General features: G+C 71.9%; 18 protein-coding genes. All 18 read right to left on the bottom strand.

The genetic code is table 11. The features are described 5' to 3' along the window. Window positions 1-2 precede the first annotated feature (2 nt). The 18 genes from ACWD4U_RS29925 to ACWD4U_RS29840 all read right to left on the bottom strand — a co-directional run bounded on the left by ACWD4U_RS29925 (window position 3) and on the right by ACWD4U_RS29840 (window position 13,982). Entirely contained in the window at window positions 3-305 is a 303-nt protein-coding gene (locus ACWD4U_RS29925; protein ID WP_363452326.1) for a hypothetical protein, read from the bottom strand. A gap of 26 nt (window positions 306-331) precedes the next feature. Continuing rightward, the gene (locus tag ACWD4U_RS29920; protein ID WP_363452325.1) at window positions 332-937 is read right to left on the bottom strand and encodes a hypothetical protein; all 606 of its coding nucleotides are present in this window, start codon (window positions 935-937) and stop codon (window positions 332-334) included. An 11-nt stretch (window positions 938-948) separates the two neighbouring features. Beyond that, window positions 949-1,449: a phage tail tube protein gene (locus ACWD4U_RS29915; RefSeq protein ID WP_363452323.1), complete on the bottom strand. Its 501-nt coding sequence runs from the start codon at window positions 1,447-1,449 to the stop codon at window positions 949-951. 154 nt (window positions 1,450-1,603) lie between these two features. Then, entirely contained in the window at window positions 1,604-2,044 is a 441-nt protein-coding gene (locus ACWD4U_RS29910) for a hypothetical protein (RefSeq protein WP_363452321.1), read from the bottom strand. Window positions 2,045-2,046: 2 nt separating this feature from the next. Then, entirely contained in the window at window positions 2,047-2,304 is a 258-nt protein-coding gene (locus ACWD4U_RS29905) for a hypothetical protein (protein WP_363452319.1), read from the bottom strand. Continuing rightward, on the bottom strand, window positions 2,301-2,726 hold the full coding sequence (locus ACWD4U_RS29900) for an HK97 gp10 family phage protein (RefSeq protein ID WP_363452317.1): 426 nt from the start codon (window positions 2,724-2,726) through the stop codon (window positions 2,301-2,303). The genes ACWD4U_RS29905 and ACWD4U_RS29900 overlap by 4 nt, the downstream gene beginning before the upstream one ends. Beyond that, window positions 2,726-3,124, bottom strand: a complete 399-nt coding sequence (locus ACWD4U_RS29895; protein ID WP_363452315.1) for a hypothetical protein — start codon at window positions 3,122-3,124, stop codon at window positions 2,726-2,728. Before ACWD4U_RS29895 ends, ACWD4U_RS29900 begins: the two co-directional genes overlap by 1 nt. A 41-nt stretch (window positions 3,125-3,165) precedes the next feature. Continuing rightward, window positions 3,166-3,576 carry a DUF6093 family protein gene (locus ACWD4U_RS29890; protein ID WP_363452313.1) on the bottom strand — a complete coding sequence of 137 codons (411 nt, stop codon included), beginning with the start codon at window positions 3,574-3,576 and terminating at the stop codon, window positions 3,166-3,168. An 8-nt stretch (window positions 3,577-3,584) separates the two neighbouring features. Then, window positions 3,585-3,983 (bottom strand): DUF6093 family protein, encoded by a 399-nt coding sequence (locus ACWD4U_RS29885; RefSeq protein WP_363452311.1) that lies wholly within the window; start codon window positions 3,981-3,983, stop codon window positions 3,585-3,587. A 135-nt stretch (window positions 3,984-4,118) separates the two neighbouring features. After that, on the bottom strand, window positions 4,119-5,054 hold the full coding sequence (locus tag ACWD4U_RS29880) for a hypothetical protein (RefSeq protein ID WP_363452309.1): 936 nt from the start codon (window positions 5,052-5,054) through the stop codon (window positions 4,119-4,121). Between the two features lie 103 nt (window positions 5,055-5,157). Beyond that, window positions 5,158-6,297, bottom strand: coding sequence for a hypothetical protein (locus ACWD4U_RS29875; RefSeq protein ID WP_363452307.1), 1,140 nt, complete (start codon window positions 6,295-6,297; stop codon window positions 5,158-5,160). Continuing rightward, entirely contained in the window at window positions 6,294-7,148 is an 855-nt protein-coding gene (locus ACWD4U_RS29870) for a thiopeptide-type bacteriocin biosynthesis protein (RefSeq protein WP_363452305.1), read from the bottom strand. Before ACWD4U_RS29870 ends, ACWD4U_RS29875 begins: the two co-directional genes overlap by 4 nt. An 18-nt stretch (window positions 7,149-7,166) precedes the next feature. Next, window positions 7,167-8,327 carry a lanthionine synthetase C family protein gene (locus tag ACWD4U_RS29865; protein WP_363452303.1) on the bottom strand — a complete coding sequence of 387 codons (1,161 nt, stop codon included), beginning with the start codon at window positions 8,325-8,327 and terminating at the stop codon, window positions 7,167-7,169. Beyond that, the gene (locus ACWD4U_RS29860) at window positions 8,324-11,377 is read right to left on the bottom strand and encodes a lantibiotic dehydratase (RefSeq protein WP_363452301.1); all 3,054 of its coding nucleotides are present in this window, start codon (window positions 11,375-11,377) and stop codon (window positions 8,324-8,326) included. The genes ACWD4U_RS29865 and ACWD4U_RS29860 overlap by 4 nt, the downstream gene beginning before the upstream one ends. A gap of 113 nt (window positions 11,378-11,490) precedes the next feature. After that, complete coding sequence (locus tag ACWD4U_RS29855; RefSeq protein ID WP_363452299.1) at window positions 11,491-11,655, bottom strand: FxLD family lanthipeptide; 165 nt, start codon at window positions 11,653-11,655, stop codon at window positions 11,491-11,493. 43 nt (window positions 11,656-11,698) lie between these two features. Then, complete coding sequence (gene fxlM / locus ACWD4U_RS29850) at window positions 11,699-12,922, bottom strand: methyltransferase, FxLD system (RefSeq protein WP_363452297.1); 1,224 nt, start codon at window positions 12,920-12,922, stop codon at window positions 11,699-11,701. Between the two features lie 113 nt (window positions 12,923-13,035). Further along, window positions 13,036-13,356, bottom strand: a complete 321-nt coding sequence (locus tag ACWD4U_RS29845) for a hypothetical protein (RefSeq protein WP_363452295.1) — start codon at window positions 13,354-13,356, stop codon at window positions 13,036-13,038. A 194-nt stretch (window positions 13,357-13,550) separates the two neighbouring features. After that, a complete protein-coding gene (locus tag ACWD4U_RS29840; protein ID WP_363452293.1) occupies window positions 13,551-13,982 on the bottom strand; it encodes an ATP-binding protein in 432 nt (143 codons plus the stop codon). Window positions 13,983-14,168: the final 186 nt, after the last annotated feature.

Here is a 14,168-nt window from a genome sequence, read left to right as displayed (position 1 = left end):
CCTTATCTGGGCCGCGCCAGCAGCCCGATCTTCACCCCTCGACCGTCGGCCCCTTCCGGGACCTGCTCCATCTCCATCTCCAGGACCTCGCAGCCCAGGCAGCGGTGCGTCTGCGCGACGTACGCCTGCCGGTCACCGCCTCGGTCCGGGTCCCACTCCTGCGGCCGGGTACCGCAGCCCTCGCAGACGTCCCGCTGGTACGCCGCCCACGCCAGCGCCTTCTCCCGGTCGAGTGCCGTCCACCGGCCGCCCACAGCGCCCATCAGCTGCGAGTGCGGGATGCGGTACGTCTCGCACAGCTCCATCTCCGCCCTGAATGCCGGGTCGGAGATCAGCCTTTTCCCAGGTCAGCCCGGGTGTGTTGGTTGACGAGCATCGCGCCGGTGAACAGCACCTTGGCGTCGGCGTCCGCCCACTCGTCCAGGAGCAGCTGTGCGTCCTCCACGCTCATACCGTCCACCTCGGTGCCGGCCTCGTCCCGCTCGACGTGGCTGGCGGCGATCAGCGCCGCCGGGAACGTGAGCACGTTGTAGTCCATGTTCTGCTCGGCCTGCTCCTCGGTCGGCGGGTGCTCGGCAAGCAGCGCCTCCCACACCGGCCGGGGCAGCGCCCGGAACGTCACCGCGATCGTGGCGTCCGAGAGGCGCTGCTCGGCCGTGGCGAGGAGGGAGCGGGCGATGACGACCAAGGGCTGCGACTCCACGTAGGAGTCGACCTGTCCGGCGTCAACGTCGTTGGCGGCGGCAGTGGTTCGTGCTTCGGCGAGCGCCTTGGCGAGCTTGAGCTGCGCGTCGGTGACGGCCAACTTGGCCTCGTCGTCGTCGCAGATCCGCACGGTTCGCTCCGGCAGCTTCCGGGCCCGCAGCCGGGCCATCTTCGCCCGCCAGTGCGCGTCCGCCGCGACCGCCGCCGCCGGCGGCTCGATGATGGTGGTCATCGCCCGCCCCCTCAGCCCGCAGCGGCGGCCGGGACCGCAGCGTCCAGGGTCGGGCTGTCCGTCACGGCGAAGACGACCTTGAACTTCGCCGGCTCCGTTCCGGTGCTGTACGCGGCGGCCCGGCTGGCCACCCGGACGGGGAAGGAGTCCAGGCTCTTGGACCCGGCGACGTCTCCCTTGCGCAGGATGACGATGAAGCCCTCGACTCCCTTGGCGAGCAGGGTCTCCACGACCTCGCTCGACAGGTCCTCGTAGAACGTCAGCGAGCTGGTGGCCGCCTTGTCCTCGCCGGGGATGCTCGAAGCGAAGGTGTTTCCGAGGTCGGGGGTTTCCAGGGGGGTGTTCTCCAGCGCCCAGCCTTCGACGTCGGAGATGAGCTTCGACAGGTCGGTGGAGCCGGGACCGCCGGTGAGTTCCGCCCGGGTCGGCACGTTGGTAGCCGCCGCGATGGCCTTGAGGAAGAAGATCCGGGTGATGCCCCGGCGCATGAAACGCTGCTGCGTGCTCGCCACGCTCGACTCTCAATCCGGGGATAGGGGCGCCCGGAGAGATCACCGGAGACCCGTCCCCTGGGGAAGCGCCCAACTGGGCGTTCAGGAGTCAGCCCGTGCCGGTGGCCGGGCGTCCGTGTGGGTCTCCACGGTGAGTTGGTGCAACGGCAGCAATTCAGCTGCCCGGCGTAGTGACGTGCAGGACGAACCGCTGTACGTAACTGTATACACCCGACGCGACGCTGATCCCCTCGTCCTTGTCGAGTTCCCGCCCGATGATCACATGTCCGACGGCGGTGATCGGGGTGACGAAGGCCCCAACTGAGGTCCTGCCGAGCAGGGCGGTACGGACCTTGTCGGCCATCCACTCGGCTTGCTCCGCTGTCGTGCCGATGCTCGTCACCTGGTAGATCATCCGGGCGTCACCGTCGGCGTCGCCGAACGGAGGTCCGTCGCCGCTGGTGCCGCCGAGGGGGTAGAGCACGCAGTACGGGATCGTGTTGCCGGTCGGTTTGTCGGCGGCCAGCGGCGCGGCCCCATAGCCGCAGCTGCGTCCGGTGCTGGCGACCAGCGCGGCCTGGACCCCGAGGGAGACAACTCGTGCCTGAACAGCCACTACTACTCCCCCTCGTCCTGTGCGGCGACGACGCGGGAGGCCGTGAGGTTCCCCGCCAGGTCGAGGGAGGCGTAGCGCACCATGCCCTCCCGGTCCCAGGGGCTCATGTCGTGGGGCGAGGTCTCCACAAACAGGCCAAGCCCGCCGTCTTCCTCATCGAGGACCTCGATGAGGAAGACAGCCCGCGAGATCATCCCGACCCCATGGGAGCGCAGAACCCCGGCCACCGCGTCGTGGAGGTCCTTGACGAACTGGGTCATCGGCCACCATCCGCGACCCTGCCCAGGGCTGCCAGGAACTCCGGTCGGATGCGTTCCACCGCCGGTCCCACGTGGGGGTAGGGGGGCTGGTTGAAGACCCTGCCGAGGACGTCCCGACCGACGAAGCCGAACTCCAACCGGCGCGCCTGCGGCTTGTTCGTGCCGACCACCGCTTCAACGCCGGTCGCGGTTCGCCGGAGTTCATGCGTCCAGGACCGGCGGTAGTCACCGGTCTGGACTTCGGGCCCGGGACGTCCAGAGGCACCGGCCTTGACCGCAGTCTCCAGCAGCATTGCGTAGTGGCGCACCACCGCAGTGGCTGCCGGAAGCAGCGCCGCCGCCCGCCCCTCCAGCGCGGCCGCGACCTGCGCGCCGTTGCTGTACGCACCCGAGCGGCCGCTAGGGTTCACCGGCGACGCCATCAGCTCTCGTCCTCGAGGACGATCTGCTCACCGAGCGCCCACTGCGCGAGCTGCACGAGAAGCGCCCTCGTGAACTCGTACTGGCCACCGTCCATCAGGTCGTGCCGGTTGAGGACGGCACGCTCCAGCTCCCCCGCATCGATCGCCGCGAGAAACGCCGCAGCGGCCGGACCCGGATCGGGCTCCTCGCCGATGGCGACCCGGGCCGTACCGTCCCAGCCGCCGAAGCGGTGGGGTGCGAGCAGGAGGGTCAGCTCGGGGAGCTGCCCAGCCTCGTGCTGAAGGCTGTAGGCGCGGACGTCAGGGCCCACATCACGGCCGTCCACCTCGACCCGGGCGGTCGGTCCGTCGGTGCTGATCCGGACGCTGCTGCCGCCGGCATCGCTGTTCTGATCCATGCCTTGACCCTAGGAACTGTGCAAGACACCTGTTCAGAGCCCTACGGTGCCACCATCTCGTCCAGCCGTGTCGCTCGGACGACCTGCACGGTGCTCGCCTCACCGGGGTCCAGGACCTGCCAGATCCGGCCCGCGGTCCCGGCGGTCGGCGAAGCGGCCTGCACGACCTCCACCAGGTCGTACCTCTGCGGGATCGGAGCGGCGAGTGGCGTCAGCAGCCCGTACCAACTGGTGCCGTCCTCCAGCCACTTCCCGCCGACCAGCTGCTCCACCGTGGCGAGCCCGTGCGCAGACAGCACCGCCCCCATCCCTTCCCACACCGGAGTGGTCGGCACCGGACCGACCTCGCCGGTGGCCACGTCCAGTACGGCGGTGCCGGTCGGGCGGGAGATCCGCACCAGGTCCACCATGACGGTCGCTTCCAGGTGCTGGCGCACTGCATCCAGGTCCACCGGGGCGGTCATGCCGCACCGCCGGGAGTTCGCTCGATGCGCATGTACGTGGCCCGAACCACCTGGAGGGTCGAGGTCTCCCCCGGGTCGAGGACGCGCCAGACCCGGCCGATCGCCGCACTGTCCTCACTCTCCACCACAGTCACCAGGTCATCGAGCTCGGCGACCGCCGCCGACAGGGGGGTGAACAGCAAGTACCTCGCGTCGCCGTCGTCGCGGTAGGGCTGCCCTTCCAGCCGCAGCACCACCCCCGGCCCTCCGGCCGGCCTGTGAGCTCCCGGCCCCTCCCAGATCACAGTGTCGGGGCCAGGCACCATCTGGCCGCTCTCCGGGTCAAGCACCAGCGGTCCGGCGCGGAAGATCCGGACGACGTCCTTGAGCAGCTTCTTCGCGACAATGGCCGCCACACCGTCAAGGCCCGGGACGGAACCGGTTGTAGGGGTCGTCATACCGCCGACCCTACGAGCCTTGCAAGACAGCCCCGGCTAGCCTCGGCCGACGACGGGTGCCGCCCCGCACCAGGAGGGGCGGCACCTCTCGAATCAGTGGCGGACGGTCTTGACCTTGGCGTTCATCACGTTCCACAGCGCGCTGCGGTCCCAGCGGGTGACCTCCGGGAGGTGGTCGGAGATCGCCTGCACCTCCGGTGACGCCAGGATCTCGGCGCTGACGAGCGCGGTCAGCAGTTCCTCGGTGACGTAGGTTCGGTCGATGGGGCCGAGGCCCGCGGGCGGCAGGTCCTCCTCCGGGATGCGCTGGCGCTCCTTGTCGAGACCGTGTCCGGTGCTGGGCCGGTCCGCGCCGGCCTGCTGGAGGACGGTGGCCGCGTGTCCGCCCACCCACACCATGCCGCGGTAGGCGAGCATCCGGTCGGCCTGGTCGTCGGGGCGGAAGACGCCGTCGTCGCCCAGGACGGAGCGGTCGAGGGCGTAGGCGCGGTCGGCGACGTTGTTCATGGTGAGCGGGGCGCGTCCCTCCGGCCAGGCGTTCCAGTCGCCGCTGATGAGGGCGAGCCGCTTGTCCTTGACCATGTTGGAGAGCAGCCAGCGGAGTTGGTCGCTCCGGGCCTCGGGGTTGCCGAAGTTCCCGTGGATGGAGGCGACCGACAGCTTCCGGTGGCTGAGGTCGCCAGCGGCCGGGTCGACCATGAACAGCCGCGCCGTGGCGGGGCGGTGCCGGATGCCCTCCACGTACGGCACCCACTCCTCGTTGCGCCGGAAGACGGCGGTGTCGTAGAAGAGGGCGTTGCGCGACCCGGGACGGACGTTGGGTTCCTCCACGAAGGCCAGGCCGAGCCGGTCGGCGACCTGTTGCGCCTGGCCTTCCTGGAGTTCCTGGAGCGTCAGCAGGTGCGGGCGGATACCGCTGTCCTGGGTGCGCTTCTCAATCAGCTCCAGGAACTCTCGGACCTTCTGGCCGTGCTGGATGTTCCCGTTGACGTGCTCGATGACGTCGCTGGGGAGTGGTGCGGTGCTCATGCGGATGCCTCTCGGTGTCGGGTCCTGGTGGAAGGCGCCGGGGAGTTGCGCCGGACCGACCAGCGGGGGGGTGCCCGCGCCGGTAGCCGTACGGGCGGGCGGGTCACGGCTGCGACGGGGAGAGGGACTTGGCGGCCGCGTTGGTAATGACGGCGGTGGCCAGCGCGAGAGCGGCAGTGATCCGGTCGTCGTGGTCGGTCGTCAGGGTGGCCGGGCCGCCGACGCCACACTCGGCGGCGATGGCTGCCAGTCGCTGGCGCTGTTCGGCGGGCAGACCGTCGGCGAGACGGTGGCGTTCCAGATCGCGGGCGCTATAGCCCTCGGGTGCAGCGAGCGTCCGGCCGACGGCGGCGACATACAGGCGGGCGGCATCGGGGAGTCGCCCGGCGGCGGTGGCGAGGTCGGCGACGGCGAGGGTGAGCCGGGTGTCGAACACCCCGGTGCCCTCCTGCGGGGTGACAGCGGCGTGGGCGCGAAGCATCGCCTCGGCCTGATCGGTGGCCGGGTCGCCGTCGAGCAGCGTGCACGCCACGGTCAGGGCGGCAGCGACCGCCCTCTCCCACGGCTCCTCGGTGGGGGTGTCGTGGACCAGGGCCCGGGCAAGGGCGGTGCGGCCGTCGAGGGCCATGGCGACGGCGGCGACCTGGCGGGCCTCGAACAGGCGGGGGCTGCGGTCGGTGGACTGTCTGAGGTGGAAGTGTGCCTCGGTCCAACGCCCGGCGCGGACCAGGGCACGGGCACCGTCGAAGACTTGGATGCCTGTGAGCCACTGGTGGACGTCGGCGCGGTCGGCGCTGCTGGCGGTCAGCCCGGCGAGCGGAACGATCAGACCGCCGAAGGTTGCGTCGTCGTTTTCGGCGACCGCGCGCAGCAGCTCGTCCAGGACGGCGAGTGCGGCGGTGCCGTTGCCCGCGCGGAGTTCGAGGTGGGCGAGGTTGACGAGGGGTTCGAGGGCGAGGCGAGCCAGTTCGGCGGGCAGCGGCGGGTGGGCGAGGTAGAAGCCGGCGTGGTTGAGGCACAGCACGCGGGCCAGGCCGGGCAGGCCGCGGTCGGAGGCGAGCAGCGCGGCGCGGTTATGGACGCTGGTGGCGGTGGCCGGGTTGTCGGTGTCGGCGGCCTGCCGGGCGAGATCGGTGAGCTGGTGCACCCGCTGATCCAGCGGTGCGGCAAGGGCGTGCCTGCGGGGGACGAGGGGCAGGCGGGCGAGGGCGTCGCCGAGCGGGCCGGTGGGCTGTGCGCTCATCGCAGCACCGCCTCGTTGGCGTCGACCAGGTCCAGGACCGCGCCGGCGGCTGCTGAGGCGAGGGCGGCCTGCTGCTGGTGGGGCAGGCCGAGGCGGTTGGCGGTGAACAGCTGGTGGTGGGCGAGGACGGCACGCTGCCCCCGCCACAGCTGGCCCTCGTCGACCAGGGCTCGCAGGGTCAGGCCGTAGACGGCGAACGCGCCGAACCAGGATGCGACGTGCGCGAGTCGGCCTTCCAGGAGCGCGGAGCCTGGGGTGGTGTCGGCCTTGAGCAAGGTGCGGGTGGCGTCGACCAGACGACGGTTCGGGACGACCAGCTGAAAACCGTCTGCGGGCCGGTTCTCGGCGACCTGCGCCCAGGTGTCGCCGATCTCGTACCAGTCGAATCCGGCACCGCGCATCGCGGTCGTGCCGAGAAGCAGCCACAACTCGGCCCGCTGGTCGGGGACTTCGTCGCGGTGAACGGCTCCCAGGTAGGTGAGGGCGTGGCGGCTGTCCTGGTGGAAGAGGCGATGGGCTGCGGGCAGCGCGGCATGGCCGCCGAAAGCGTAGGTCTCCGGCTCGTAGACGGCCGGGGTCCAGTCGCTGATCATGCCCGCCTCGCGGCACATGTCCAGGGCCTCGTTGACCGCGAACGCAGTGGCCGCGGGCTCCAGGGTGCCAGCGGCACTCTCCCGGTAGCGCAGCCGCCAGCGGTCGCCCTTGCGCAGGAAGTGCCAGGCGTCCAGCAGCCCCTGGTCCTCCAGGGCTATCAGGGCGGGGCCGAGGAGCCGGACGGCGTGCTCCTCGGGGGTGTCGGTGGCCAGGTGCAGGTGGACCTGCGTCCAGACTCGGTCGCCGGTGGCGAGCACGGGTTCTCCTTCTTCGGGTCAGACGAGCAGCAGCAGGGCGTCCCAGCCAGTGCCGGGAGTGTTGGCGCCCAGGGAGCAGCGGGTGAGGGAGATGCCGGCGCTGCCTTCGAGCAGGCCGGGGCCAGTGGCGTCGGTGCCGGGGTCGGGCAGGTTGCTGGCTGCGGCGAGGATGCGCATGGCGGTGGCGTGGTCATCGGTGCGCTCTGCGAAGCGCCGGGCGGCCAGCCGGACCCCGGCGGTGCCGTGGCAGACGGTGCCGTCGGTGAGGCTGTGAGCTTGGTCGGGGTCTTCGAGGGCGTCGAGGAAGGCGGCCTCGGCGGTGCGGGCACGGTCGGGGTCGCCGGTGGCGCGGGCGGCGTGGTGCAGGGCGGTGGCAATGCCGGGGGTGCCGTAGCACCAGGACGGGCGCAGCGGCTTCGACTGCCGGGCGCGGCCGCTGTCGGCCTCGGCGATGGTCAGCGCCTCGGGCCACCAGGCGCGGGCGGCGCCGTTCTGCTGCCAGGCGTCCAGCCAGTCGAGGATGCGCTCGATCGCCTCCAGCTGGCCGGGCACGCGGGTGCCATCGAGGTAGGTGAGGGCCAATAGGGCGAGCGGGCCGGGGATGCCGTGCGCGATGCCGAAGTTGCCGTGGCCGTCGGGGTACCGCTCGTCCCGCTCGCCGGTGGGCGCGAGGTGCGTCCACCAGCCCGAGCGCCCGCCCACCGGCACGGTCAGCCGCACCAGGTAGGCCAGCACTTCCCGCAGCAGTTCCTGCCGTCCCCGGGCTCGCAGGTGCACACCGAGACCAGTCAGGCCGCCGAGGAGGTCGAACTCGTGGAAGGCGGGGCGCTGCCCGGCGTCGATGCGGTGGTGGGCGGCGGCCAGGCGCTGCTCCACCACGTCCTCCACCACGGCATTCAGGCCCATGCGCGGCTGCTTGTAGGCGCGCGGCCCGTGAATCGCGGCGAGATGCAGGACGTGGGCGACGGCGGGCGCGCCGTAGAACACGCCGGCCTCGGCGAAGGAGTTCACGGGCTGGCGCACGCACGCGGTGATCCACTCGTGTGCGGTGTCCCAGTCACCTCGGCCGGTGGTGGCGCGCTCGATGTGCAGCAGGGCGGTGGCGAGGCCGCCCTTGGCCAGGGACTGGCCCCACTGGGCGGAGGCATCGGTGGGCGGTGCGAGCAGGTCGGCGGTCATGCCGGTTGTCCTTCCTCGGCGCGAGCGGTTCGGGCGGTGAGGGTGAGTGCGGCGGCGCGGGCCAGGCGGTGGCAGGTGCGCTCGCTGGCCGGGTTGAGGCCGACGGCGCGGGCGTGGTGCAGGTGCAGCAGCGAACCGAGGACGTCGGCGGGCTCCAACTCCCCGTCCCGGCCGAGCGCCCTGCGGTAGTCGGCCAGCTTCTTGGCCCGCACCTCCCACTCCGAGGCGAGGGCGCGGCCCTCCTCGGTGAGCGCCAACCGATCGGGCCTGGCAGCGAGTTCGGCGGCCAGCCGCGACGCGGAGCGCGGCAGCGCGATCTCGCTGCGCCTGGGCACCCGCTCCAGAAGCCAGGCGTGGCCGGCCTCGGGGCCAAGCAGGCCCGTGGCGAGGTCGAGCATGCTCGCCGCAGTGACGGTGGCCGGGTCGGTGGAGGTGGCGCGCTGGTAGGCGATTTGGGCCAGCGCCGCCCGGGAGTCGAGCGCGAAGAACTCCTCTGCCGCCCGCAGCGCCGCCCCGCGCCCGTACCGGCCGGACTCCGGCAGGTAGGTGTCGAGTTCCATCCGCGTCAGCAGGCCCTCCTCCCGCATCTGCTCGGCCCACCGGCCGATGCGCTCGGATGCCAGTGACCACGCGGCGACGGCGGAGACGGGGATGCGCAGGCGCAGATGCGGCTCGGGGTCGGTGTGCCGCAGGAACCACCACTGCGGCGGGACCGCCCAGCCAGCGGCCAACCCCGGGACGCGCGCGAGGAGTTCGTCGGCGCGGCGCGGGTTGCCGAACAGGCGGGCCGACAGCCACCCGGACGCTCCGGGCAGGTGCCCGGACCGGACGGTGGCCGGGCTCCCGGGCCGGGGGCGGGTGGCGGGCAGCGGAGTGCAGGTGGTGTGCAGCTGCACGGTGATCTCGTGTGCCCGGCCGCACCACCGGTTGTCGTCTGCCCGGGGGGCCTCGATCAGGATGGCGGTCGGCTCCCGCAGCAGGTGCTCGCGCAGCAGCACCAGGTGCTCCGGCAGGCGCACGTCCAGCGGCAGCCGCAGGTCGTTCTGCGACAGGTACACCGCCGCCCGGACGTTGTAGCGGGCGATCCACTCACCCGCCGCCGCCCGCCACTGCTCCCACTCGGCGTCCTTGCCCGGTAGGTCGGCGGCGGGCAGGTGCCAGCGCGCCGCCGACAGCACCACCTCCCCGTAGCGCACCCGCGGCAGGTAGGGCAGCTGCCCGGCCGCGCCCCAGTTGAACGCGGTCAGCCACGGGGTGTGGGCGTGGGTGATCTCGCACAGGAACCGCACCAGCGGGTCGGTGTTCGCCCGGAAGTCCACCGCGTTGAGCGCCCGCACTTCCACCGGGCGGCGGTCGGCGAGCCGCACCAGCCACATCCGCCGCTCGTCCGCACACACCCCCAACTCCTCCAGCCGCAACACCGATCCGATCTGCGGGTACTCCCCCAGCGTCAGTACGGGCAGCAGCGCCGGGGCGCGGGAGACGTTCTCCGCGCGGGCGTACAGCGGGGGCGCGGAGACCTGCACCACCAGTGCGTCCGCCCGCAGCGGCGGCGCGACGGCGATCGCCGCCTCCAGCTCGCGGCGGCGTTCGGGCTCCAGCAGGTACAGGAACCGGCCCGCGGTCGTGCCCGCTGCGCGCGGCACCGCCTGCACCACCGGGGTGAACGCCACGGCGCCGTCCGCAGCCAGCCGCACGGTCATCTCGGCGTGCGGCTGCACCGCTCCCTCCAACACCGGGGCAAGGCCCTCCAGCAGGGGGCCGTCAAGGTTGACCTCGTCCAGGCACTCGACAGCGGCCTTCTGCGCCAGCGCCATCAGCTGGGCGTCGCGCCGTCCGAACTGCGGCGGCACGTCGGGCAGGACCGCGTCCCGGTAGCGGGCGGGGAAGCCCATCCCGGTGTCCGGGTTCACCAGCTCGACCAGCGGCACCACCGCGCCCGGTCCGAACCGCTCCGCGAACCGGCCATGGTAGTCCACCCACGCCGGATGGCCGTCCGGGAACGGCGACAGCCGCGTCAGCACCTCGGCCGCGCCGGCCACCAGCGACGCCACCCGCCGAGGCAGGACCGCCGGACCCGCGTCCAGCCGCAGATCCACCATCAGCGGCGACGGCCCGTCCGGGGCTCTGCCCTGTTGGCGGGTCAGCTGCCGGGTCAACCGGGAACGTAGCGTCCGCTGCGCCGTCGGATCGTCAAGCTCGTTGTGCCGGGTCAGCTGCTCGCGGACCGTTCGCAGGGTGTTCCAGGAGGCGTCGGCTGCGGGGATCTGGTCGAGGCCGGTGGTGTGGGCGATGGCGAGCAGGTGGCCGAGCGGGTCGGTCGCGGTCGTCGGCAGCCGCAGGATGCTGATCAGGAAGCCCTGGCGCACCAGCTCGCCGAGCATCGCGTGCACCGTGTCCGGCGGGGCGGCCGCGAACAGGTCGGCGAGTTCGCCGAGCGTCACCGACATTGGGCCATCGGCCGCCTCCAACACGGCCAGCACCGGGCCGGTCGCGCGGACGGACACCTCCGCCGGTTCGCCGTCCTGCGGGTTCCGGGTCACCGGCAGGACGACGCGCCCCCCTCGGCGCACCCGCAGCTGGTTGGCCGTCACCGGCAGCAGGTCCCCGACCACCTCCTCCAACTCCCGAACCACGGACGACAGCCAGCGCGCCTCGGGCCGCGCCACCGCCCGGGACGTGCCCCAGCGGGGCGCGTCGGGGAAGTCGCCGAAGGGGACCGCGGTCACCCCGGCGAACAGCCCGAAGGGCGTGGCCCGCTGCTGGCGCAGCGCGTACTGCATCACCGAGGCCGTCAGCCGGCGTAGCCGCCGCCGAGGTACGTGGTCGAAGTTGAAGACCACCTCACGCACCCGGGCGGCCAGCTGCGGGCCCGCGGCGACCTCGACGGCCGCCGCAAACACGGCGTCCGACCAGACGTGCTGGAGCCAGGCCCGCCAGTTCCCGGTGGCGTGGGGGCCAGTGTCGGCCAGGTCGGGCCACCACCCCGGTCCGGCCCCGGCCGGACGGGCGGCGGCCCGCAGCAGGGCCGGTCCTGCAACGGCATACACGGGTATTCGCCTCGATTCCGGGAGATTTAAGGAGATTTCGGAAACGCCGGGGCCCGGCGTGCGGCGGCTTGACGGCCGCACACCGGGCCCCGGTCACACGGGGAGGGGGGCTGTCAGACGTTGCCGCCGAACGAGGTGCAGGCGGTGCCCGAGCAGGTGCTGCCGCAGCCGTCGTCGGTGGAGCGCAGCAGCGCGGCCACCGGGTCGGCGCCCTCGACGATCGTCACGTCGAGCTCGAAGTCGCTCGCGGCGGCGGTGCCGGTGAGGGCCTGGGTCATGGTGCTTCCTCCTTGAGTCGGTGGTGCAAGACCTGGTCGCGGACTACGGCCAGGAGATCGTGAGCCGGACGTGGGTCTTGTCGATGACCAGCCCGTCCGGGAGCTGGTCGTTGGGGGTGCCGATCGGCTGGGCGGTGAAGACCGGACCGTCGCTGGTGCGGTGGTCGCAGTGCCACGTGCGCACCTCGGTGTTGATCAGGGCGGCCAGGGGTCCCCCTTCGGGGCCGAAGCCGTGCGCGCCGAACTCGAACATCACCGGGTCCTCGCTGATCTTGCGCAGCGCGAGGTAGGCGAGGCTGCCGCCGTCCACGATCACCGGGCACGCCATCCGGTTCGCCGGGGCGACCGTCTTGGTGTCCAGTTCCGGGTCCACGGACATCAGGCCGAAGCCGGGCAGCGAGGACGCCAGCCACAGGTACAGCGAGTCGAAAGGCTCCTGGTTGCCGATCGTCACCCCGCTCCACCACTCCGCGCGGGGCGTCTCCAGCACGCCGCCCAGACGGCTGGTGTCCGGCCGCTCCAGCTCATCGAAGCGCAGACCGATCTCCTTCGTGCCGCGCGGCAGCACCAGGAACTCGTCGTGCGCGTCGGAGCCCTGGATCTTGACGAAGCCGGAGACCGTGGCGGACACGCTCACCAGCCGCTCGCCCTTCCGGCGGAAGGTGATCGAGCGGGTCAGCCCGTGCATCCGCAGCGGCACGGTGATCGTGCCGCCCTCGACCAGAGCACCGGTCCACGCCGGCGGCAGGTCCCACGCCCCGACCGTCACGATGATCCGGTCGAACGGGCGGCCCTCCACCGGCCCGGAGCCGTCCGCCAGCACCACCCGCACTCGCCCGTATCCGGCCTCGGCGAGGTACTTCTCCGCGCGCTCGGTGACGAACGAGTCGATGTCGACCGTCACCACCTCGCCCGCAGGGCCAACGAGTTCAGCGATCAGCGCCGCGTTGTAGCCGCCCGACCCGACCTCCAGAACCCGCATGCCCGGCAGCACGTCCGCCTGCTCCAGCATCTGCGCCTGGATGCGCGCGGCCGACACCGAGCTGACCGCCAGCCCGTACTCGTTCCGCTTTGTCACCAGCGCCCGCTCCGGCTCGTACGCCTCAGCGAGCGGCACCTCGGGGGCAAACACGTGCCGGGGCACGGCGAGCAGCGCGGCCGCTACCCGGTCCGTAGAGATCGCGCCGCTGGAGCGCAGCGCCTCGACCATCGCGGTGCGCAGCTGGTCGGGAGACGCTTGGCTGGTCGTTTCCGCCGTGGCGGTCATCACAACTCCTACTCGTCTGCCGCGGCAAGCGCGGCGCTTCTGTGCCGGGGACGTCGGGGCGTCCCTGCTCCGGGCCAGTGCAGTCGGCGCGACCCGGGAGACTATGTGCTGGGTCAGACGGCCACGGGCGTCCGCAACCGGCCCGGCATGCGGGGCTCCGCACCGGTGCTGGCCCCGGCCGAAAGCACGTACACCGTCTGGTCAACGAGCAGCGTCAGCGTGAAGTCCTCGCCGAACACCACGGCAGCCATCGCGGCCTCGTACTCCTCGCGAGTCGAGAAGGCGAGGCGGGGCCAGTGCGCGTCCGTCGCGTCGAAGTGCTCCGCCATCGCGTTCAACCGCGCCCTGATCCACAACACGGCGATCCGCGCGGAGGACGCCTCGAACGTGGCGAGCACCATCCGGCGACCCGCCCCTGGCGTCAGCGCGGTCACCTCGCACCAGTACGCCCCACCCGCCCTCTCCGCCTCAACGAGGGTCGTGCCGCTGTGATCCACCGGAGGTGTCGCCCAGCGGGGCAGCAGTCCGGTGCCGGAGAACGCCGGCGCGACCGGCGCGGGCGGGCTCGACCGGCGAAGCCGCAGAACGCGACGTAAGGCACGCCTCACTGTCTCTGGCCATCGCGCCGTCATGCCGCCGCCCCCAACTGCTCCCGGTAAGGCACCTCGGCCCACACGATCTTGTCCCCTCCCGATCTCTCGACGCCCATGGCCGCCGACAGCCTCTGCACCAGCAACAGGCCCCGGCCGCTCTCCTCAGAAGGGCGGAAAACCGCAGGCAGCAGCAAGTCCGGCCGACCGTCCACCACCTCGATCCGGCAGCGGTCCTCCGTCCACCGCAAGCGCACCACCACGTTCTTGTTAGGTACAGCTGCATGCCGCAACACGTTGGTGACCAGCTCGGACACGATCACCACGAGGTCTTCCGCCCCTGAACTGTCCGTCTCCCAGTCACACTCCTGGACAGCTCGGTCAACATCGCGTCGGGCGAGCCTGACCGAGTCCGGTGTTGCGGGGAACTTCCACTCCTGATCCTGGAGCTCCTGCTCTACCGCGCCCACGCCCGCTCCTTTCGCCACCACAGGTGTTGAATCCCGAGCCGTAACCCTGGCTGGGAGAGTCGATGCTCGGGCGGTACCGCCCGCCCGATCTAGACAACCGTGGTTGGCGACTGGGAGTAAGGTGTTGGCCACCCCCAGCGGTTTAACCGGTTTAACGGGCAGTCAGGGACTGTGATGGCAAAGCTA

It is taken from the genome of Kitasatospora sp. NPDC002522 (assembly GCF_053595195.1).
Note: the sequence above shows the minus strand (reverse complement) of the source record. Positions and strands in the feature narration are given on the sequence as shown.

Coding starts and splice junctions, on each gene's coding strand:
- ACWD4U_RS29925 (WP_363452326.1), bottom strand. CDS start 305: ATGGAGCTGTGCGAGACGTACCGCATCCCGCACTCGCAGCTGATGGGC.
- ACWD4U_RS29920 (WP_363452325.1), bottom strand. CDS start 937: ATGACCACCATCATCGAGCCGCCGGCGGCGGCGGTCGCGGCGGACGCG.
- ACWD4U_RS29905 (WP_363452319.1), bottom strand. CDS start 2,304: ATGACCCAGTTCGTCAAGGACCTCCACGACGCGGTGGCCGGGGTTCTG.
- ACWD4U_RS29900 (WP_363452317.1), bottom strand. CDS start 2,726: ATGGCGTCGCCGGTGAACCCTAGCGGCCGCTCGGGTGCGTACAGCAAC.
- ACWD4U_RS29895 (WP_363452315.1), bottom strand. CDS start 3,124: ATGGATCAGAACAGCGATGCCGGCGGCAGCAGCGTCCGGATCAGCACC.
- ACWD4U_RS29880 (WP_363452309.1), bottom strand. CDS start 5,054: ATGAGCACCGCACCACTCCCCAGCGACGTCATCGAGCACGTCAACGGG.
- ACWD4U_RS29875 (WP_363452307.1), bottom strand. CDS start 6,297: ATGAGCGCACAGCCCACCGGCCCGCTCGGCGACGCCCTCGCCCGCCTG.
- ACWD4U_RS29865 (WP_363452303.1), bottom strand. CDS start 8,327: ATGACCGCCGACCTGCTCGCACCGCCCACCGATGCCTCCGCCCAGTGG.
- ACWD4U_RS29855 (WP_363452299.1), bottom strand. CDS start 11,655: ATGACCCAGGCCCTCACCGGCACCGCCGCCGCGAGCGACTTCGAGCTC.
- fxlM (WP_363452297.1), bottom strand. CDS start 12,922: ATGACCGCCACGGCGGAAACGACCAGCCAAGCGTCTCCCGACCAGCTG.